The organism is Flavobacterium sp. Flavsp81, from assembly GCF_059491325.1.
In genome coordinates this window covers 4,385,704-4,406,555 of sequence record NZ_CP168505.1, presented here as the reverse complement: position 1 = coordinate 4,406,555, position 20,852 = coordinate 4,385,704, and the positions used below count along the sequence as shown (strand labels likewise).

Annotated in this window: 21 protein-coding genes; 10 read left to right on the top strand and 11 right to left on the bottom strand. The window is 31.4% G+C overall.

Annotated features, from left to right (window positions below):
* Positions 1-7: 7 nt before the first annotated feature.
* The 4 genes from ACEN92_RS18595 to ACEN92_RS18580 form a co-directional block, all read right to left on the bottom strand.
* Positions 8-1,159, bottom strand: a complete 1,152-nt coding sequence (locus tag ACEN92_RS18595) for an HlyD family secretion protein (RefSeq protein WP_495639822.1) — start codon at positions 1,157-1,159, stop codon at positions 8-10.
* Between the two features lie 94 nt (positions 1,160-1,253).
* On the bottom strand, positions 1,254-1,733 hold the full coding sequence (locus ACEN92_RS18590; protein WP_495639821.1) for a CPBP family intramembrane glutamic endopeptidase: 480 nt from the start codon (positions 1,731-1,733) through the stop codon (positions 1,254-1,256).
* A 286-nt stretch (positions 1,734-2,019) separates the two neighbouring features.
* Positions 2,020-2,184 carry a class IIb bacteriocin, lactobin A/cerein 7B family gene (locus tag ACEN92_RS18585; protein ID WP_495639820.1) on the bottom strand — a complete coding sequence of 55 codons (165 nt, stop codon included), beginning with the start codon at positions 2,182-2,184 and terminating at the stop codon, positions 2,020-2,022.
* Positions 2,185-2,196: 12 nt separating this feature from the next.
* Entirely contained in the window at positions 2,197-2,349 is a 153-nt protein-coding gene (locus ACEN92_RS18580; protein WP_495639819.1) for a class IIb bacteriocin, lactobin A/cerein 7B family, read from the bottom strand.
* Between the two features lie 461 nt (positions 2,350-2,810).
* Here ACEN92_RS18580 and ACEN92_RS18575 point away from each other — a divergent pair, with 461 nt between their 5' ends.
* The 5 genes from ACEN92_RS18575 to ACEN92_RS18555 all read left to right on the top strand — a co-directional run bounded on the left by ACEN92_RS18575 (position 2,811) and on the right by ACEN92_RS18555 (position 9,503).
* Positions 2,811-4,445 (top strand): helix-turn-helix domain-containing protein, encoded by a 1,635-nt coding sequence (locus ACEN92_RS18575; protein WP_495639818.1) that lies wholly within the window; start codon positions 2,811-2,813, stop codon positions 4,443-4,445.
* 125 nt (positions 4,446-4,570) lie between these two features.
* Entirely contained in the window at positions 4,571-4,735 is a 165-nt protein-coding gene (locus ACEN92_RS18570) for a hypothetical protein (RefSeq protein WP_495639817.1), read from the top strand.
* 10 nt (positions 4,736-4,745) lie between these two features.
* Positions 4,746-6,449 (top strand): S8 family peptidase, encoded by a 1,704-nt coding sequence (locus ACEN92_RS18565; RefSeq protein WP_495639816.1) that lies wholly within the window; start codon positions 4,746-4,748, stop codon positions 6,447-6,449.
* The gene (locus ACEN92_RS18560) at positions 6,446-8,650 is read left to right on the top strand and encodes a lantibiotic dehydratase family protein (RefSeq protein WP_495639815.1); all 2,205 of its coding nucleotides are present in this window, start codon (positions 6,446-6,448) and stop codon (positions 8,648-8,650) included. The genes ACEN92_RS18565 and ACEN92_RS18560 overlap by 4 nt, the downstream gene beginning before the upstream one ends.
* A gap of 1 nt (position 8,651) precedes the next feature.
* Complete coding sequence (locus tag ACEN92_RS18555) at positions 8,652-9,503, top strand: thiopeptide-type bacteriocin biosynthesis protein (RefSeq protein WP_495639814.1); 852 nt, start codon at positions 8,652-8,654, stop codon at positions 9,501-9,503.
* A 152-nt stretch (positions 9,504-9,655) separates the two neighbouring features.
* On the opposite strand, the gene gldC is transcribed toward ACEN92_RS18555, so the two are convergent.
* A complete protein-coding gene (gene gldC, locus ACEN92_RS18550) occupies positions 9,656-9,991 on the bottom strand; it encodes a gliding motility protein GldC (RefSeq protein ID WP_495639813.1) in 336 nt (111 codons plus the stop codon).
* Positions 9,991-10,947 (bottom strand): gliding motility lipoprotein GldB, encoded by a 957-nt coding sequence (gldB, locus tag ACEN92_RS18545; protein ID WP_495639812.1) that lies wholly within the window; start codon positions 10,945-10,947, stop codon positions 9,991-9,993. The genes gldC and gldB overlap by 1 nt, the downstream gene beginning before the upstream one ends.
* Before the next feature lie 99 nt (positions 10,948-11,046).
* Here gldB and nadE point away from each other — a divergent pair, with 99 nt between their 5' ends.
* Together nadE and ACEN92_RS18535 are read left to right on the top strand one after the other, a co-directional pair.
* Positions 11,047-11,853, top strand: a complete 807-nt coding sequence (gene nadE, locus ACEN92_RS18540) for an NAD(+) synthase (protein ID WP_495639811.1) — start codon at positions 11,047-11,049, stop codon at positions 11,851-11,853.
* 92 nt (positions 11,854-11,945) lie between these two features.
* A complete protein-coding gene (locus ACEN92_RS18535) occupies positions 11,946-12,575 on the top strand; it encodes a response regulator transcription factor (RefSeq protein WP_007810686.1) in 630 nt (209 codons plus the stop codon).
* Here the strand turns inward: ACEN92_RS18535 and dnaG are convergent.
* The 4 genes from dnaG to ACEN92_RS18515 form a co-directional block, all read right to left on the bottom strand.
* Positions 12,572-14,626 (bottom strand): DNA primase, encoded by a 2,055-nt coding sequence (dnaG, locus tag ACEN92_RS18530; RefSeq protein WP_495642361.1) that lies wholly within the window; start codon positions 14,624-14,626, stop codon positions 12,572-12,574. The genes ACEN92_RS18535 and dnaG overlap by 4 nt on opposite strands.
* A 127-nt stretch (positions 14,627-14,753) precedes the next feature.
* Complete coding sequence (locus ACEN92_RS18525; RefSeq protein WP_495639810.1) at positions 14,754-15,785, bottom strand: hypothetical protein; 1,032 nt, start codon at positions 15,783-15,785, stop codon at positions 14,754-14,756.
* Positions 15,786-15,900: 115 nt separating this feature from the next.
* Positions 15,901-16,635, bottom strand: coding sequence for a hypothetical protein (locus ACEN92_RS18520; RefSeq protein WP_495639809.1), 735 nt, complete (start codon positions 16,633-16,635; stop codon positions 15,901-15,903).
* Entirely contained in the window at positions 16,622-17,182 is a 561-nt protein-coding gene (locus tag ACEN92_RS18515) for an RNA polymerase sigma factor (RefSeq protein ID WP_495639808.1), read from the bottom strand. Before ACEN92_RS18515 ends, ACEN92_RS18520 begins: the two co-directional genes overlap by 14 nt.
* Positions 17,183-17,533: 351 nt before the next feature.
* On the opposite strand from ACEN92_RS18515, the gene ACEN92_RS18510 reads away from it, so the two are divergent.
* Positions 17,534-18,055: a GNAT family N-acetyltransferase gene (locus ACEN92_RS18510; RefSeq protein WP_495639807.1), complete on the top strand. Its 522-nt coding sequence runs from the start codon at positions 17,534-17,536 to the stop codon at positions 18,053-18,055.
* A gap of 31 nt (positions 18,056-18,086) precedes the next feature.
* Positions 18,087-18,812: a DUF6882 domain-containing protein gene (locus ACEN92_RS18505; protein ID WP_495639806.1), complete on the top strand. Its 726-nt coding sequence runs from the start codon at positions 18,087-18,089 to the stop codon at positions 18,810-18,812.
* A 19-nt stretch (positions 18,813-18,831) separates the two neighbouring features.
* On the opposite strand, the gene ACEN92_RS18500 is transcribed toward ACEN92_RS18505, so the two are convergent.
* Positions 18,832-19,809 (bottom strand): polyprenyl synthetase family protein, encoded by a 978-nt coding sequence (locus tag ACEN92_RS18500; protein WP_495639805.1) that lies wholly within the window; start codon positions 19,807-19,809, stop codon positions 18,832-18,834.
* A 153-nt stretch (positions 19,810-19,962) separates the two neighbouring features.
* Between ACEN92_RS18500 and ACEN92_RS18495 the strand changes: the two genes are divergently transcribed.
* On the top strand, positions 19,963-20,823 hold the full coding sequence (locus ACEN92_RS18495) for a hypothetical protein (RefSeq protein WP_495639804.1): 861 nt from the start codon (positions 19,963-19,965) through the stop codon (positions 20,821-20,823).
* Positions 20,824-20,852 lie beyond the last annotated feature (29 nt).

The window sequence follows — 20,852 nt, the reverse complement described above, 5'->3', positions numbered from 1 at the left end:
TTAAGTGTTAATTATCGATTGATAATTGTTTAGGATTCAGCCAGTCGTCTACTTTGTCGAATAATAAATCAAACAGACTTCTTCTGGTTATACTATAGCGTGTAGTGAGTGTCATTCCTTTTGAAACATTCGTTTTATATCCTGATTCCAGTTTCATTTCGGTTGAGTTTAATTCACTGCGCACTTTAAAAAAGGTTTGATTTTCCTGAACAGAAATGTTACGGTCTATATCGATCACTTTTCCTTCAAGCAATCCCCATTGATTGTAGTTGAATGCATCAAACTGAAATTTGACTTTTTGGTTATTACAAATAAGTCCAATATCATTGGGAGAAACCATACTTTCTACAATTAAATGATCTGCTGCTGAAATAGTGGCTATAGATTGTGCTGCATTTAAAAATGAACCTACTTGCAGACCTGAAAAATTTTCGATTGTTCCCGAAATGGGAGCTATAATAACATAGTTATTTTCTTCAACTTTAATTTTTTCTATGCTGCCGCTTAGGTTTTTGATGCGTTCTTCAAGGTCTCTCTTTTGATTTTCCCAAGTCGATTTTTGTTCGCTTACATAGCTTTTCAGGGCTTCACTAGCCGAACGTAATTCATATTCGTATTTTTCATATTCTACTTTTGCTATAATACTCTTATCGTATAAGCCTTTATTTCGATTGTAGTTAATTTGCGCCTGTGAAACTTTACTTTGTAATTCGTTTTTACGGGATTGAAATTTTAAGAAATCTTCCCTTGCAGTTGAAGTTTTTAAATAAGTGGTTTTACCGAATAAGATGGAATTCACATCCTGTAAAAGTTCTGTAACCGAATTAGATACTATATTCTGGGTACTTTTTTCGGTTTCCAGATTTTGCTTTGCAATTTTTATAAGTGTGTCTCCTTTTTTTACCACACCATTATTTTTTAGATTTAGCCAAACAATGCGCCCGCTTACAATAGCAGTAACAGGAACGTTGTCAGTAGTGCTTCGAACAATTCCACGGCTTTGGCTGCTTATATCTACTTTTATAATTGGCAATAAAATCAGGAAAATAATAACTGCCAAAACAATAACCAAATAGATAGAAAAACTCTTTGTTTTGTTTTTTGAAGTTAGATTTTCGAGTGTGTTGATGGGATCTGAACTGAAGTTCATTTGTTTCATAAATTTTTAAAAATCGTTTGATTTTAAATTATATAAAAAGGATAATACTATATAAATTTTAGATATAAAATAGAAAAGTCTAACACAATATAAATCAAATGTGCTTTGAAATTACGGCGAGAGCATTGTATATAAAATGTACCAAAAAAGTAATAAGAATTCCTTTTTTGGTTAAACTTCCAATATAATAGACGTAACCAAACAAAAGTCCTGCAAAAAGAGCAAAAAGAAAATAAAATCCGTTATACAGATGGAATAAAGCAAACAAAAAAGCCGAAATAAGACAACAAGTAAACGAATTATATTTCTTTTTAAATGTTTCAAAAACTCCATATTGGAAAATAAAAGTTTCAAACAATGGAGCTACCAAAATTGCAATTATTATTTCTTCAGTTAATGATCCAAAGGGTTTAAATCCCTTAGATAATTTTGTCTCAAAAATAACATTAGATATAAACGAACAAAAAAAAGTATTTAAAAAATTTATTAGCACAGCTAATAATATAAGCTTCCATTTATCTAATTTAATTAAAAAGAAATGAGCTTGAAGTAATTTGTTAGTGATTGTTAACATACGATTACGAGATATTAATAACTGATTTAATTATACAGGACTATCACATATAATTAAATTTATTTCATTTCATTTTAACTAAGATTTTAAAACACTATTCTCCTTCAAATGAAGGAGAAAGTGTTTTAATAGATAAAAATTATTTTTTCCAAATAGAACCAATAAGGTATCCTAAAGAATAGATAAGTACGGAAACTAATATTATAATTCTTACTGTTTTCAATAATTTTGTTGATTCCATAAAGTAATTTTTATTAATTATACAAGTTTATAAAGGTATTAAATATTAATGAGTAGCATTATAGTAACCAAGAGCGAATAAGCCAGGACCAAATCCAGCCATAAAAGCACCAACAACCATCCATTTTTCTATGCCACCATCAATTGAAACTATTTCATTAAATGTTAATTCAATAAGTTCAGTTTCCTTTTGTTCTAAAAGATTTTCCATGATTTTTTTTTATTAATGGTTCATAAAATAACCTACTGCATAACCAGCGGCATAAAAAGCACCTCCAATTTCAATAGCAGCTAAAATTAGGGGTAAAATACCACCCTCTACTTCTTGTACTTCCTGAGCATTAAGCTCTACTAAATTTAAACTTTCTAAGTTCATGATATATATTTTAATAGTTAAACATTTTGTGGCAATTTTTTACCACATGACTAATAGGTTTTACGCAGATTCTTAAAAGCTGAATCGATTCCTTGTAATTGGCCAATTACGTTTAAGAAAACAAACCATTTCTTGCAATAACGTCTTACTTTAAAAAATGTCTTACTTTCCTGATGTCAAAACTAGACAAACATCATACTCCTCGCAAATGTTGCCTATCGAAATTCAGGAATCTCGGCACGTAATTCGGGAATTTCTTAAAAATAAAACAATAAAACGTTTTAAATCAAATAATTACATATTATTAAAAAACACAGGATTTATAAGTAAAATTCTTTGAAGTACTATATTTTTGTAAGAAACCAGTAGTTATGATTTATTGCAAATATTGTAAAATCCTTTTTTTATTACTATTTACTGTCATCCTATCAGCACAGAGCCCACAAAAAGACTTTACTAAATTGTCTTATGAGGATCTTAAAAAAACATTTTGGGATAACGAAGGAAATACAAAAAGGCAATTAGAATACGCTAATGCTTATTTAATTAAAGCCAAAAACGAGAACAAGCCTGTTGAAAGAGCAAGAGGATATTTTTTGCTTTCGTTATTATCTGAAAATGCTAAAGCTATGGTTTACTTAGATAGTGCTGTTTTTTATACAAAAGATTTATCAGACCCAAAATTTCCAGCTTATGCCTATTCAGGGAAAGGACATATTTATAAAAAGCAATTTAGGTACAAAGAAGCCATAGATAATTTTTTGATAGCAGAAAATATCGCTAAAAAAAACAATCCCGATTTATATTTTGAAACCAAGTTTACCATAGCAACCTTAAAATCAGAAGAATTAGGTGAAGTTGAAGAAGCACTCGTGATGTACAAAGAATGTTACAAATATTATAATAATAAAAAAGTCAGATCAGCGATTTATTCTTATCCGTACCAATTGGTTCTTTTTGGCCTCGCAGATGCATACAAGTCTTTACGCATTTCTGATTCAGCAACTTATTATAATAAAAAAGGATATATAGAGTCAAAAGCAACAAATAATCAGTTAACGACTGCCCTTTTTACTTTAAACGAAGGTGCCAATTTAATCTTTAAAAGAAAATTTAGAGAAGCTTTAGACAGCATTAATACTGCGCTTCCCAAGGTTATATCTTATAAAGATAAAGGAAATACACTGGCCGCTTATTATTATACTGCTAAAGCGTATGATGGCTTGAATAACAAAAAAGAAGCCGTTAAAAATTTTATCAAAGTAGATTCGGTTTATAATGTTACAAAAAGAATTACTCCTGAATTCATGAGTGGTTATCCTTATCTAGTTTCTTATTTTAAAAATAATAATGATAAAGTAAATCAGCTAAAATACTTAACAAAGTATATGTATATCGACAGTACGCTACAAAATAATTATAAGGAACTGACAAAAAAATTATATAGCGAATATGATACGCCTAATTTAATGCAGGAAAAAGAAAGCTTGATTAAATCACTTAAAAACGACAATACAAAATCATACTGGAGCATCGGATTTCTGATTTTTATTGTATTATTAATGTCTAGTTTTAGTATCTATCAATATAAACTTAAAAAAAGTTATCGTGCCCGTTTTGAAAAAATAATGGAGCATTCTCACGAAAAAATTAAAATAAATAATACCCCCGAAAATCTTAATGTTGTTGATGAAAATAAACCGAAAACAGAAACTATTGGAATAAATGAAGAGATTGTAAATCAAATATTAAAAAAACTGACCGATTTTGAAAGCTCGAAAGGTTTTTTAGAATCGAATATAACCATTCAGACCATATCTGAGTCATTTGAAACCAACAACAAATATGTATCTAAAATTGTAAATATCTATAAAGAAAAAACATTTATACAGTACATTAATGATTTAAGAATTGAGTATGCTTTAACATCTTTAAAAGAAGATCATAAACTTCGAAAATATACCATTCAGGCACTGGCAATTGAATTTGGATTTAATAATTCGGAGTCATTTTCGGCTGCTTTTCATAAAAAAACAGGTATAAAACCAACCTATTTTTTAAAGCAACTGGAAGATCTACTAAATACAAAATATTAACAATCAATATATTAAAAAATATAGCACATCGAAATTCCTGAATTCCGACAAACAAAAGCAATAATAAACACCCATTTTACGATTACACTTATACATTTGCAAAACATAAACCTAATCAACAAATCATGAAAACAAACAAAAAAGAAATCAAAAAATTTGATTTAGAAAAATTAGAAGTTGCAAAATTAAAAAACCTAAGAGCTATTGTTGGCGGATATGCACCCGGAGATGATAAAACTATCACAGACCTGGTAACCGGAGGGAACAATAAAAATGGCTATCTACTTTAAATTTTGCTTTATGAAATTTCATCCATTTATTTTCATTATTATAGTACTATTATCAGGTTGTAAGTCTGCAAAAGATCCTGTCACATCTTCTATACCATTTATTATTAAAAAGGAACTAACGCCTCAGCAATTGCAAACCTGGTATCAAAAAGATTACCTAACAGACAGTATACCGGGAATTTCGTTAGACAAATGGTATAGCGAAAACAAAAAGAAGGCAAAACAGGAGGTTATAGTTGCTGTTATAGACACACAATTAGACATTAATCATGAAGATTTAAAAGGTCAATTTTGGACAAACCAAAAAGAAATCGCCAATAATAATATTGACGATGACCATAATGGTTATATAGATGATATAAATGGCTGGAATTTCACATCAAACAAAAAAGGAGATTATATTACATGGGGGAACTTTGAATCTGTTAGATTTATAAGACACTGGAATCCGGAATTTAAAGGAAAGACAGAAGACCAGATAAAACCTGAAAATTTAGCTAATTACAAAGAATACCAAAGAGCCATAAAGGTGAATGAAAAGGAAAACATTTACTACAATAGATGGTTTAAGGGTTTAAATCATAGTGTTAGAATTTTTCCATTGGTAAAAGATACCTTAAAACATTTTTTTCCAAAAGAAGACTATACTTATAAGCAATTAGACAGTCTTTATAAAAAGCATAAAATAAATGATAAAACATACAGACAAAGGCGAGAAAGCGATGATCGTGATCTGGGAGCTTTAATATTTTATATGATGATTAATATGGAAGATAACGAAAGCACTCTCGAAGCTCTTAAAAAAAGTGAGGCTGAGTTAGATTCGATAGTAAATAAAAATCTCAATAAAGACTTTAACGACAGACTTGTAATTGGTGACAATCCGGATGTTTTAGAAAAAGGATACGGATCCGGAAATGTAAGCATCTCTAAAAAAGGAATTAAAAATCTTCAGGGACATGCTACAAAAGTTGCCGGAATAATAGCGGCAAATCGCCAGAATACTATAGGAATAAACGGTGTAGCAGAAAATGTAAAAATTATGTCTCTTAATATCTCTTATTCCGGAGATGAAAATGACAAAGATATTGCAATGGCAATTTATTATGCTGTAGACAATGGTGCTAAAGTCATTAACATGTCTTTTGGAAAAGAATTTTCAGTACATCAGCAATGGGTTTCAGATGCCTTTGAATATGCTGAAAAACATAATGTTTTATTAGTACACGGATCCGGAAACGAACATTTTAATGTTGACGAAAATCCTTATTATCCAAGTGATAATACTTTTGATGGTCAACCTGAAGTGAGCAGTAATTTCATTAATGTTGGGTCAGTCTCGGCACGATTAGACAAAACATTTGCATCGAATTTTTCAAACTACGGAAAGCAAAATGTAGATTTATTTGCTCCCGGTGAACAAATTTATACAACAGTGATGGGTAATGAATATAAATCAGATTCTGGAACTTCATTGTCTGCTCCGGTAGTTTCAGGGGTAGCTGCTCTTATATGGTCTTATTACCCTAAACTTACAGCACAGCAGGTAAAACAAATTATAATAGATTCAGGAACAACATATAACCTCGAAGTTATTGTTCCGGGGACAAAAGACAAGCAAACTTTATTTACAGAATTATCTAAATCCGGTAAAGTTTTAAATGCATATAATGCGATGAAACTTGCAGAGAAAGTAAGCAGGCAGAAAAGATGAAACCTCATTTTGAAATCAGATGCTTTTCGGAATTTGTACTTCGAACGCCTTTGTTTCCTCTATCAAATTACCTTGAATTATTAGAAAATTATTCATTAGAGAAAGCACTCAGCTTATACAATACACCAATAATTAAAGAAGCAATAAATTTAGCTTCACCAGAATTAGTAAGCGGATTAGATAAATGGGTATCAGGAACTTCTACGCTATCTAATGATAAAAAAAAGGCATTCGAACTTACTTTTCTAAAGTACATAGCGAGAATTTCGTCACGATGTACGCCATTTGGTTTATTTGCAGGATGTTCTGTTGGAAATTTAGATACCAAAACGAATATCATTTTAGATGCTGAAAATAATCACAGCCGTTTTACGCAATTTGATATGCACTATTGGGTATCTCTGCTGCAGGATACTGCAAAAAGAAAAGATATTGCCGTTTATCTTAAATTTTTTCCAAACTCTTCTGTTTATGAAGTTGGTGAATTTTATCGTTTTGTTGAATATAAATATTCCGAAACGAAAAGGGAACACATTATTTCAGCAATACGCAAATCTGATTTACTAAAGGAAATTCTGTCTAAAGCAAAATCTGGGATTACTATCGACGAAATGACAGCATTTTTAGCAGCTGATGAATCTGAAAAGGAAGAAGCATTTGAGTTTATTTCTCAATTAATAGTTTTTCAATTTTTAGTCAGCGAACTGGATGCCGTGATAACCGGAGACAATGAATGGAAAAGAACTTTGCCCATTCTGGACAAAATTCCACACTTAAATAATGAAATCGGCTTTTTTAAAGACCTGCAAGAAAACCTTTCCCATCTGGATAAATGTCTGGTTCCGGGTCAGGAAACTTATGCGAAAATCAGCAAAACGATCAATAAAATCGGAACTCCGTATGAAGAAAAATATCTTTTTCAGACCGATTTAAATGTTTCAGCTCTCAATAATAAATTAAACGCGGCTGTTTCTCAAAAAGTACTGAAAGCAATTCGGTTTTTAAACGGTATTCAGACCTCTAAGGAATTAGTAAATCTCGAAAATTTTAAAAAGTCTTTTATTGAAAGATATGAATCTGCAGAAAAGCCTTTAAGCTTTGTATTAGATACAGAAATTGGCATTGGTTATCATGAAAATCATGAAATGAATGATATCCATGAAATTCTCGAAAATTATTCTTTTAAAGCCAAAAACACATCTGAAAAAAATCAGGTATGGACAAATACTGATTTTATTCTGCAGGAGAAACTTCAAAATAGTATTCTGAATAACAACGGAATTATTGTATTATCAGAAAATGATTTTCCGGATTTTGATGCCAATTTTAAAAATACTCCGGTAACTTTTTCAGTAATTGTAGAGCTTTTTGATGAAAATAATATTGCTCTGACATCAACAGGCAATACAAGCGCTTCAAAATTATTGAGCAGATTTTGCAATGGAAACAAACAAATTCACAAGTTTACAAAGGAAATTATTCAAAAAGAAAATGAATATCACGGTGATAAAATTTTAGCCGAAATTGTACATGTTCCAGAATCAAGAATAGGAAATATTATTAGAAGACCAGTTTTACGAAAGCACGAAATTAGTTATTTATGTGCTCCCGGTGTTTCAAGAGAAAACAATCTCGATTTAAACGATTTATGGATTTCTATTAAGTCTGGTAGAGTCGTTCTGCGCTCAAAAAAACAGAATAAAGAAATCCTTCCCTGTTTATCAAATGCGCATAATTTTTTAAGTAATTCTTTACCCATTTATCATTTTTTATGCGATCTGGAACGACAAAATATAAAACCAATTTCTACTTTTAACTGGGGCATTTTAGCATCTCAATATGATTTTTTTCCAAGGGTAATTTATAATGAAGTCATACTTTCAAAAGCAAAATGGATAATTAAAAAAGACGAAATCATTGATTTCTGTAAAATAGATAAAGAGAATTTAATGCTATTATTTTCAGAATGGCGAAGAAAGCGGAATATTCCACGCTATGTCACTTTAAGTAATTCAAACAATACGCTTTTGTATGATTTTGAAAGTAAAATTTCTATTGAATTGTTTTTAAAATCAGGAAAAAATCAGGAAAAATCTATTTTGGAGGAATTCTTATTTACAGAAAAATCAGTGGTTCAAAATATTGAAGGTGCTGTTTTTTGCAATCAGATAATACTATCATATTATAAAGAAAGATCATAAAATGCAGAAAGATTTTTGTTTAGGAAGTGAATGGCTGTATTATAAAATTTATACAGGCGTTAAAACAACGGACCTTATTTTACTTGAAAAACTACAGCCTGTTATTTTACAATTAAAAAAAAGAAACATCATTCAGCAATGGTTTTTCATTCGATACAAAGACACCGATGAGCATTTTAGAATTAGATTTTTAGTAGAAAATAAAAAGCATTTATCGAAAGTGATTAACGAACTATATCCCGTTATGAATGAATTACTTCAGGATAATTTGGTATGGAAAATACAGACGGATACTTATAAAAGGGAATTGGAAAGATACGGAGAAATCACGATAGAGGATTCGGAATTTTTGTTTTGGCAGGATAGTGAAATGATGCTTGAATATCTTTCTGTAAAAAAAACATTCCTTAAACAAGAAATGGCACTTTTATTTAGTTTTGTCTCAATCGATTCTTTTTTAAACTCTTTTTCCTTCTCTAATGTAGACAAATACAACTTAATGAACAGTTTGCAACATTCATTTAAGGAAGAATTTAATGCAGATAAAATATTAAAAAAAGAACTTGATAAAAAGTATAGAGAACTATCCAAAGAATTAGAATATTTTGTAGCAGGAGATGCTAAAAATGACTTTCCTGATTTTTTCGAAATCATTGAAAAAAAACAAAATCAAATTACAGAAAAGGCTTTAGAAATTAAAAATAAAATTGAAATTCCAATTAATGATTTTATTTCAAGTCATATTCATATGATGGTCAATAGACAATATACCTCTAAACAAAGAATGTACGAGCTTATTATTTATGACCACTTATATCGGTATTATAAAACTCTTGCATACAGAGAATCCTAAATTTACAATATAAAAAATTTCAAATTCCAATCTTTCGACTTCGCCAGAATGTGACACAAAGTTATAACTCAGACCAAACAATACCTCAATAAAAAAATCCCAAATTCTAATCGTAAAAATTGGAATTTGGGATTTTTTTATTAGAACTTCTTCTACTTTGCCAACTCTAATTTTTCTGCAAAATAATCACAGAAATCTTTCATTGTATCAGACATTTTTTCGTCATCGGTAGCACGTTTAAAAGTATCCGACATCGCTACTAAAGTCTGGTGAAAGAAAATTTTCATTTCGTCAACAGGCATGTCTTTTGTCCATAAATCAATTCGCATTGTTTCTTTGGCTTTGCTGTCCCAAATAGACAACATGATTGCTTTTGCTTCTTCAGCTTGCACGCCGCCGTCCTGAGCACTCCATGTTAATTTTTCGGGAACGCGGTTTTCATCTAATTCTATATTGAATTTAATTTCTGAGTTTATTATATCTGACATTATTTCTTAGGTTTATATTTTGATTTTTCGAAGATTTCTTTTGCATCTGTTTTTAATAATTCCGGCAAAGTCACATTATTATTCTTCATATAAGAACGGACTATTTGCCAGCCAAGCCAAGCCCCGACTCTTCCCGGTGAATCATTATCTATTTCTAAATAAAATTTAGAAAACGGAGCCGGCGCAATAAAACGGGTTGTTAATTTAGGATCAACACTGTACAATATTTCGTTTTCAATAAAATTACGCCACATATAGGCTTCATTTTCTTCACACCATTTTATTTGTTCGGGGGTGTAACCTATTTTTTCAGCATCTGAAAATTCAGGTAAAAGCAAATCTTTTGCATACAATTGTTTTCCTTCAAAAATCATTTGAGAAATCAAAGTCCTGTCAGGAGATGACGGAATTTTTCTGAAAGCAAAACTGGAAACCACGTCCGGCATAATTTGTCTTTCTTCAAAATTTTGTTTCAGATAATCCGGAAACTGATAGAACTTATGGCCTTTACCCAGATACAATTCCAGGGAAACAATTACAAGACTGTCTGCATAGATTGCTTTATTGGTGTAGTCCATTTCGGAAATCACAGTGATTACCTTTGGCAATTTCGTTTTTGGAAAATAATATTCTACGTGCTGAAATAAAGTATTAAATTCCTGACGGACAGGTTCAAAATTTGAGTATTTTTTTTGAACTTCGGTATAAACCTCTCTCCAAATAGGATCCTGCATTTTACTTAACCAAACATTATCGTCATTCCCGGGAGGAAAAAAGAATGGGTATTGCTTTTTAACTTTAGCTAAATCTTCAGGTTTGGTTTCGAAAAACACCTTATCAAAACGTTCTACTTTAATATCAACCGGAATTTCTTCAACAGCTTTTTCTACTTTACTTTTTTGATCACATGATAAAAAAAACAAGCATAGAACCACTACAAAGCAATATATTTTCATTTTATTTTAATTAGATTTGTGTTACTTAACTTTAAGTAAATGTATACTTAAAAATATTTGTGCAAATATACATCCCTGTATCTTAAAACTTGAACTATTATGGCTAAAAAAAGCACTATTCAGACAGAAAAAGTAAATACCTACATTGTAGAGTGGTTAAAAAAATATGCTAACAATGCAAAAGTAAATGGATTCGTAATCGGAATTTCCGGAGGAGTTGACTCTGCTGTAACCTCTACTTTATGTGCTCAGACAGGGTTAAAGGTTTTATGTGTTGAAATGCCAATTCATCAGGCCGAAAGCCAGGTTTCGAGAGGAAGAGAACATATTGAACAATTAAAAAAACGTTTCCCGAATGTTTCCAATACCCAGACAGATTTAACTGCTGTTTTTGAAGCGTTTAAATCTTCGGTACCAAAATCTGATGATGAGGCTAAAATAAATTTATCATTAGCAAATACCAGAGCGCGTTTACGAATGACCTCTTTATATTATTTAGCAGGAATCCATGGATTATTAGTTGCGGGAACAGGAAACAAGGTTGAAGATTTTGGCGTAGGTTTTTATACCAAATATGGAGATGGCGGAGTCGATTTGAGTCCGATTGCCGATTTAATGAAGTCTGATGTTTATGCACTTGGAGAATTTTTAGCAATCCCTGAATCAATTTTGAGTGCTGCACCAACAGATGGATTATTTGGCGATAACAGAACCGATGAAGATCAGTTAGGGGCAAGTTATGACGAACTTGAATGGGCAATGTTAGCGGAAGAATCAGGAAATACAGCGTCTGACTATAGCGGAAGAGAGAAAACTGTCTTTGAAATCTATAAACGTTTAAATACTAATAATAAGCATAAAATGGAAGCTATACCTGTTTGTTTGATACCAAAAACGTTAAAATAAAACTTTTTAACATTTATGTGCCATTAATTACAGAATTTATTTATTAATTTTACAGTTCCAAAAACAATGAACAATTCTAAAAAGGTAAAATTATGATTAAAGTATGTCTAGCAGACAACCACCCTGTGACTCACTTTGGCGTTAAGTCGTATTTTAAAGACCACGATCAAATTTCAATTGTCGCCAACGTAGGAAATTTTTCAATGGTTAGAGATATTCTTCAAACGAAGGAGATCGATATTCTAATATTAGATTTAGAATTAGAAGGTCTCTCAAGTATTTTTGAAGTAAAATCCATTCTGAAAAATTTTCCAAAAACAAAAATTGTGATCTTTAGTGATCTAGCTGAACAAATGTATGCTCCAAATGCAATTAAAGCAGGAGTATCAGGTTATGTACACAAAACTGAAAAACTTGAAACTTTAGGTGTTTCGATTATTAAGGTACACGAAGGAAAAGTTATCATCAACGAAACAGTACGTAAGAACATGGCACTTATTGCTAAACAAAGCAAAAGCGAACGTTTATACAGAAAACTTTCTAATCGTGAAATTGAAGTTTTGCGTTACTTAAGTGACGGTAAGAAGAATAATGAGATCTCTAAAATTTTAAACCTGAACGAAAAAACGATCAGTACTTACAAATTAAGGCTATTAACTAAATTGAATGTTACTAATTTAGTTGACTTAGTAAATAAAGCTAAGACTTTAGAAATTATTTAATGGTATCGAGACATTACTCTTCCCAGTTTTTTCGAAAAGGAATTAACCAGTTTTGAGTAATCAACCACCATAGACAAAAGCTCTGTATTATCTGAATTATCAGGTTGTATAGAGCTTTTTAATTCTTCAATAATCCGGTCAACCAAAAACCATCGGATAGACAAAATAGTTTCTGAAACATATTGCGCAATACTCGCATTTTTATCTTTTGCAAAAATATTCTGTCCTTCCCAGTTATGAAGGCTTACCTTTTCATCTTCCATCAGAATATCTGTTACTTCCTGAGCAAATTCAGGCTGCAGACGCATTAAATACTGCTCCAGGCTAAAGCTTTCATTTTGATTATAAAACGCAATTAAATCTGTAAAAACATTTCGGAACAATTCATTCGAAAGTTCTACTTCGTCTTCCTGCAAACTCAAATAAATTCGCTGAAAAACTTTGTATTCTTTCTTTTCTGTAACCGTTTCGATTTCGCCTTCTTCATTACTTTTTAAGAGCACATCTTCAAACTCTTCTGTTTTATCTCCATAAAGCAATAAAATCTCAATTACTTTACGTTCCAGACGATATAAAATGTCAACTTTTTCAGCTTGTTGCTGTGCTGGATATCCTGACTCTCCTGGATAATAATCCTCTGGCGGCCCATTTCTTGGATCTTCCGGATCTCCTCCTGAATATTTTTTTTGGTTTCTATGGACTTCAAAAGGTTTTTGTTCCTGCTTTTGCTTTTTATTGACTTCTGCAATATCTTTTTGAATCAACTGTGCCAACGTACTTAACAGAACCTGCTCCGAGATATCCATTATTCGGGCACATTCCTGCGTATAAACTTCACGCTGAATACGATCTGGTATTTTAGAAATACTCGTTACCATATCGCGAATCAAATCAGCTTTTTTTATAGGGTCGTTTTTAGCATCTTTCATTAAGATCGAAGCTTTAAACTGTATAAAATCTTTACTGTTTTCTTCTAAATAAGCAACTAAATCATCATGAGAATTTTTTCTGGCAAAACTATCAGGATCTTCTCCGTCAGGAAAAGCACAAACTCTTACGTTCATCCCTTCTTCCAGAATTAAATCGATTCCCCGGATAGAGGCACGCAATCCCGCAGCGTCACCATCAAAAAGTACGGTAATATTTCTTGTTAGACGGTTAACTAACCGAATCTGATCAGGTGTTAAAGCCGTTCCGGATGAAGCCACAACATTTTCAATTCCGGCCTGATGAAACTGAATTACATCGGTATATCCTTCAACCAAATAACAATTATTTTGTTTAGCGATTGACTGTTTGGCCTGAAAAATACCGTAAAGCACTTTACTTTTATGGTAAATATCACTTTCTGGAGAGTTTAAGTACTTTGCCGCTTTTTTATCATTCGTTAAAATACGTCCTCCAAATCCCAAAACACGCCCCGACATACTTTCAATCGGAAACATTACACGCCCTTTAAAACGATCAAAAGGACGGTCTTCCCTGGGAATTGTCAAACCTGTACTTTCCAGAAATTCCAGTTTATATCCTTTACCTAAAGCCTCTTTGGTTAAGGCATCCCAGGTTTCGGGAGAATATCCCAAACTAAACTTTTTGATTGTTTCATTAGTAAAGCCTCTTTCTTTAAAATAGGAAAGTCCAATTGCTTTTCCTTCCTCTGAATTTAAAAGTGTTTTATGAAAATAATCCTTAGCAAATTCCGAAACTAAATACATACTTTCGCGAACATCTGTTATTGCTTTTTCAGCATCTGTTTGTTCGGTTTCTTCAATTTCAATATTATATTTTCTGGCTAAATACCGAATGGCTTCCGGATAGGTAAATTGCGAGTGCTCCATCAGGAATTTAACAGAGTTCCCTCCTTTTCCAGTACTAAAATCTTTCCAAATCTGTTTTACAGGCGAAACCATAAACGACGGTGAGCGTTCATCTGAGAACGGACTCAATCCTTTGAAGTTACTTCCCGCACGTTTTAAATTGACAAAATCACCAATAACCTCCTCAACACGAGCAGTTTCAAAAACAGTATCAATTGTATTTTGTGAAATCAAAACGTAAATTATTTTTAAAATTGAAAGCCTGTAAAAGTACACAAATCCTTCTTGAAATTTTATGGTTTTGCATAAAAAAAGCGCTTCTTTCAAAGCACTTTTTTTACTAATTAACTCCATTATATTCTTAATTTAAATCAAAGCGTAATCCCAATGAAATATTATTTTCTTTAATTAGATTATCCTGAAATAACGGATTCAAATCATATTTTAAATACAAACTCATTTCTTTATAACCTATATAAGAGCTTAATCCATAAATAAAATTATTCACATTGTAATCGCCTTTTATAGTGGTTTTATATTTTAAATCATCTTCTTCAAATTTTAAAATTTGTTTCGATTTTACATTTATTCCGGCATATCCTCCTACTCCAAAACGGAAACTTTTATGGGTCTTGAAAACCGGATTTCCATTATAATTTTTACTTCCCGAAAAATCAAATTCCAAATGTACAGGAAGAACCAAATAAACGTTTCTAAAGCGGGATTCTTTTAAATTAATAGGATTTGTAGCTAAATCCGTCTGATTGCCATTTACGACAAAACTACGGTTATCTGTTGGTCGTAAGTTATTGTACATTAACGAAAGTCCGTATTTTGCATGCAATAAATTATTGTTTTTCAACAGTCTGGAATTATACGTGAAACCCCACTCATAAAAATGAGAGCCTGTAAACTTGTAATTCGAATCCTGAAGTTCTCCGTCTATCATTGTATTGTTCAAACCCAAAGCAAATACAAATTGCGAAGTGGTTCTTTTTTCGCCATGAATAGAATCTTTATCCCTCTTTCCCGGGTTCCAGTGAAAAGTAAATTTACGTATAGAATCCTGTTCTTTAATTTTTCCGTCAACTTTTTGCTGCACCAGATCATGGAGTTCATTTTGTACCAGGGTCACTTTTTCTTCGATAATTACTGCTCTTGCTTCTGCCAATTCTTTTTTTCGTTTATCAGCCTGCTCTTTGGTAATTTTTCCTTCCGATAATTGAATGTTAACTGCTTCGACTTCTTCTTTCAAAGCTTCTTTTTCTTCTTTTGTTATTTTTTCAATTTTGTTGGCGATCTGTTTCGCTCTTGATTCAAAAGTTTCCTGTCCCAGCACTTTGCTTACAAATAAGAAGATCAGAATAACGAGATAAATGGTAAAATTTTTCATGATTGATTTTTTAAAATTGATTGATTGATTGATTGATGATTGTTACTATTAATTATTGCTATTGTTTATTATATCATTCCTAACATTGATATTGTAATTGACATTGATTTTAAAATTATTCCTGTTGATTTCGGTTAGCTACTGCCACTTTTACGGTTTGGTAATTTTTATTGACTTTTGCAATTACTTTTTCCCTGAATGAAAGTTCTAATTCGCCATCGACCTGATTCAGTAAATCGTTGGCATTGATTTTTATTTTCGATTTTGGCTTGGCCGAATTCTCTGCAACAACTGTTTTTTCTGCCGTTTTTAGCAACTGATCTGTCGTTTCGTTTTTAGGTGTTTCAGGAACAGAAATTTGATTATTGATTGATTGTGTTTCTTGATTTTTTTTGATGATGACTGAAGACTCCGCTATTTGATTGCTTTCATTTTTAATAATTTTATTTGAATTTTGATTTGAATTTTGATTTGAATTTTTTTCTTCCTTAATCGAATTTCCGATGTTTTGAATTGACTCTTTTTCTGAAGTCACGATTTGTTTTTCAACTGAATCTGAAGCATTCAAACTTGGTTTTACAATTGATTTTTTTTGAATATTTTCTTTAATAACAACATTATTTTCAGGAATTTCAGCCACATTTTTCTTTTGATTGAAAAAGAAGGTTCCAACCAATAAAAATGCAGCAATACTGGCTGCGATATACAACCATTTGTTTTTCTTTTTTGGTTTCTTTTCCTCTGCAATACTCAACATGACATCCAATCGGTCCCAGGCTTTGTCGCTTGGTTCAATTTTGCGTTGATTTAGTTTTTCACGGAAATCCTTTTCAAAGTTATTCGGTTCCATTATCTTGTTTTTTTAAAATAGTAATTTGTGTTTGCAGCATTTTTCTGGCGTGCGATAATTGCGATTTCGATGTTCCTTCATTAATTCCTAACATCTTTGCAATTTCATTGTGTTTGTAACCTTCGATAGCATATAAATTAAAAACCATTTTATAACCATCGGGCAAAGCATCTATTAAAAACTGAATCTGATCTGTTGAAAACTGACTGTCAATTGCATTAAAACTCTCTTCGACATAAATTTCATCTTCAACAAATTTTACTTTTTTCTGAACTCTTAAATACGAAATACATTCGTTGACCATAATTCGGCGGATCCACCCTTCAAAACTTCCTTTATGTTCGAATTTATTTAAGTTCGTAAACACTTTCATAAAAGCCGTAATCATTACATCTTCTGCTAACTGAATATCTTTTATATATTGTCTGCAGACACTCAGCATTTTTGAAGAAAACCAACTATAAATCTGCTGTTGTGCTTGTCGATTATTTTCGACAGCCAACTTTATAATTTTGTTTTCTTCCTGATGTAACTGAATAATTTTCATTAATAAACGTTCAGATTTTTGTTTTTAAAACAGACTTCTATTAGCATAGACGAGTGAAGTTGTAAAATGGTTGCATTGCCGATAAAAATATTTAAAAAATAAGTTATTTAAATTCCAAATTCCAACCATAGCATCTTTATTTACAAAAGAATAAGTGCGTTTTACAGATTGAAAAAAAATCAAATTATTTTTCTTTTAATAACATACTCATCCCAAAGTTAATCTAAAGTCAATCCCGGAATTGCAAACTCTTTCATAATTTGGTATTTTTGAATAAAATGCTCGTCCTGCTTTTGCAAAGAACAAGGACGCTAAGCAATAATCCCAAAAGAAACACTTCAAAAAAATCCCATGGAAAATATTACAATCCAAAAAGTAACTTTAAATGATATTGATCAACTGCAGAAAATTGGCAGACAAACTTTTTCTGAAACTTTTTCAGGAGACAATTCTGAGGAAGACATGAAAAAATATTTAGATGAGAATTTTTCCACAGAGAAATTAACGGATGAACTTAACAACAAAAACTCCGAATTTTATTTCGCCAAACTTGGAGATACGGTAATTGGATATTTAAAACTAAACTTTGGAGAATCGCAAACAGAATTAAAAGATAATAAAGCACTGGAAATCGAAAGGATTTATGTCCCAAAAGAATATCACGGACAAAGTGTAGGACAAATACTTTACGAAAAAGCAATTCAGGTTGCCAAACAAAAAAATGTCGACTATGTTTGGTTAGGTGTTTGGGAAGAAAATTTGAGGGCACTTAGTTTCTACAAGAAAAATGGTTTTGTTGAATTTGACAAACACATTTTTAAATTAGGAAATGATGAGCAGACGGATATAATGATGAAACTTCAATTGAGATAACATACAGTGTAATTTAAAGAACCAAAATAGTATGGGATTATTTGATAATTTATTTAAAAAGAAAGAAGTTCAAACCGAAACTAAGGCAGATATCTCAAACAAAAATTTTAAATCTGAAACTGATTTTTTTGAAAAATTTGGCGCAAATGCGCTTGACAAGCAAAGAAATTTATTTGAAATAATTGGAGAAAGGTCCTGGAATGTTGATATGGAGAAAGAAGAAATTATCTTTGGAGAAGATATCACTTTCCCAATCCAGGTTTTAGGTTCATTTTCGAATTCTTCAGAAACGTGGTTGTGGATTTGGGCCAATAAAGCCGGAGGGTATAATAAAAGTATAATGAAGCAGGCACTTTTATTAAAAAAGTATGGAGAAGCAAATGAAATTAATTTATTAAAAATTGACAAATTTGATGCAACAAATAACGACTTGCATTTAATTGGAATGATAGCATCTGAAATGTTTGGCGCAAGCGGCTATTATCTCGCAGATTATGGGCAGGGAATAATGGTTGTTACCATTAAATCCAATCTAATTGATCAAGTTAAGAGTGATGAACATCTTAGGATTCTAACCGTATTCCCAGAATTAATTTCATCCTTTGAAATGAATCATAAAACAGCGCTGGCTAATTATTTAATTTCAAAAGAATATGAAATAAATAATGAATTAAATAAATTGACAGGCAAAAAGAATGAAAAAGTAATAACGGCTGAATTTAATGACGAATCTCTTTTGATTAAACTAAATGGTTAATGAATGAGTCTAAAAAAACTTACTTTTTCCTTTCAATAACATAATTCACCATCAAGGTCAAAGCATCTTTATATTCAGAATCTTGGAAGTTTTGAAGTAATGAAAGCGCTTCCTGCTGGAATTCGACCATTTTGTTTTCGGCGTAAGCCAAACCATTATTATCTTTTACAAAAGCAATAACTTCTTTAACACGTTTTTTGTCTTTATTATGATTTTTGATGGAATTTATCAGCCATTTCTTTTCCTGTGATGTACAAATATTCAGAACATGAATTAAAGGCAAAGTCATTTTTTGTTCTTTGATATCGATTCCGGTTGGTTTTCCAATAGCCTCTTCACTATAATCAAATAAATCATCTTTGATTTGAAAAGCCATTCCAATTAACTCGCCAAATTTACGCATTGTCTCTACCTGAATATCGTCTTCAATTACCGATTTTGCGCCGAGGGCACAACAAGCTGCAATAAGTGTAGCTGTTTTTTTTCGGATGATCTCATAATAAATATCTTCTGTAATATCGAGTCTTCGGGCTTTTTCTATCTGAAGCAATTCTCCTTCACTCATTTCACGAACGGCAACAGAAATAATTCGAAGTAAATCAAAATCACCATTATCTATAGAAAGCAACAATCCTTTTGAAAGTAAATAATCCCCAACCAAAACGGCAATTTTATTTTTCCAAAGTGCATTGATGGAAAAAAATCCACGACGGCGATTGCTATCATCAACCACATCATCGTGTACCAAAGTTGCGGTATGAATCAACTCAATTACCGATGCTCCACGGTAAGTTCGTTCGTTTACAATTCCTTCGGAAACCATTTTTGCTGTCAGAAAAACAAACATCGGACGCATTTGTTTTCCTTTACGATTTACAATATAATACGTAATACGATTTAGTAACGCAACCTTTGAGGTCATTGATTCATGGAACTTTTTTTCGAAAAGTTCCATCTCGTTAAAAATGGGCTGTTTTATTTGAGAAGTAATATTCATTTCGCTTTCAAATATACTATTTTAAATAAAAAAACGTTGTTTATTTATGGTTAGTATATGAACATTTTATACACCAATCTAAAAAACACACCAAAAACACTTCTATTGAATATCTAATTTGAATTCTAAAGTAAAACCCTAAAATTATTTATTATGAAAACAAAATTTTTATTAATTGCAACATGCATCACTTTATCATTTTTTATCAGCTGTAATTCTGATGATAAAACAAATAACGAGACAGCCAAAACAATCTCTAATGATGAAATTATCACCAATTCTAAAATCGATGCCTCAATAGAAGATGTAACTAATATCGCTGAAGATCAATTTACCGCTCAACAAAACAGTACTAATAAACCTGGTGGAACCATCAAAAACTTTTTGCCAAGCTGTGCAGTTATTACAACCGTACTGACGAATAACACCTGGACAACAACAGTTGATTTTGGTGTTGAAGGCTGTACGCTTGAAAATGGTAATTCAGTAAAAGGAAAAATGATTATTACATTCTCTAATGATTTTACAGCACCTACACAAACAATCAGTTATACTTTTGAAGGATTTTATCACAATGGGAAAAAACTTCAGGGCAGTAAAAGTATCGTCAGAACTAGAAAATCAACAGCTTTACTTTTAGCACAACACCCTGTTACAACAGCGGCAATTGATATGACAATTACTTTTGATGACGGAAATGTTTATACCAGAAAAGGTTCACTGACCAAAGAAATGATTGCAGGTTACGATACCTGGTTTAATTGGGAAGACAATGTTTTTGTTGTAACCGGAAGCGGATCAACAACTTTCCCGAATGGCGATACTTTTTCAGCAGAAATCACTACTCCACTTGAATTTAAGGCTTCATGCAAAACATCATTTGCTGTAAAAGGAGTTCTATCTATTACCAAAAATGGGGCTACCGCTATTATCGACTACGGAAATGGCGATTGCAACACACTTGTAACTGTTACTAAAAATGGCGTTACAGAAGAAATTGACTTAAAAAAATAGAACCTTTTTTGCCCAAAAAAAAGCATTAA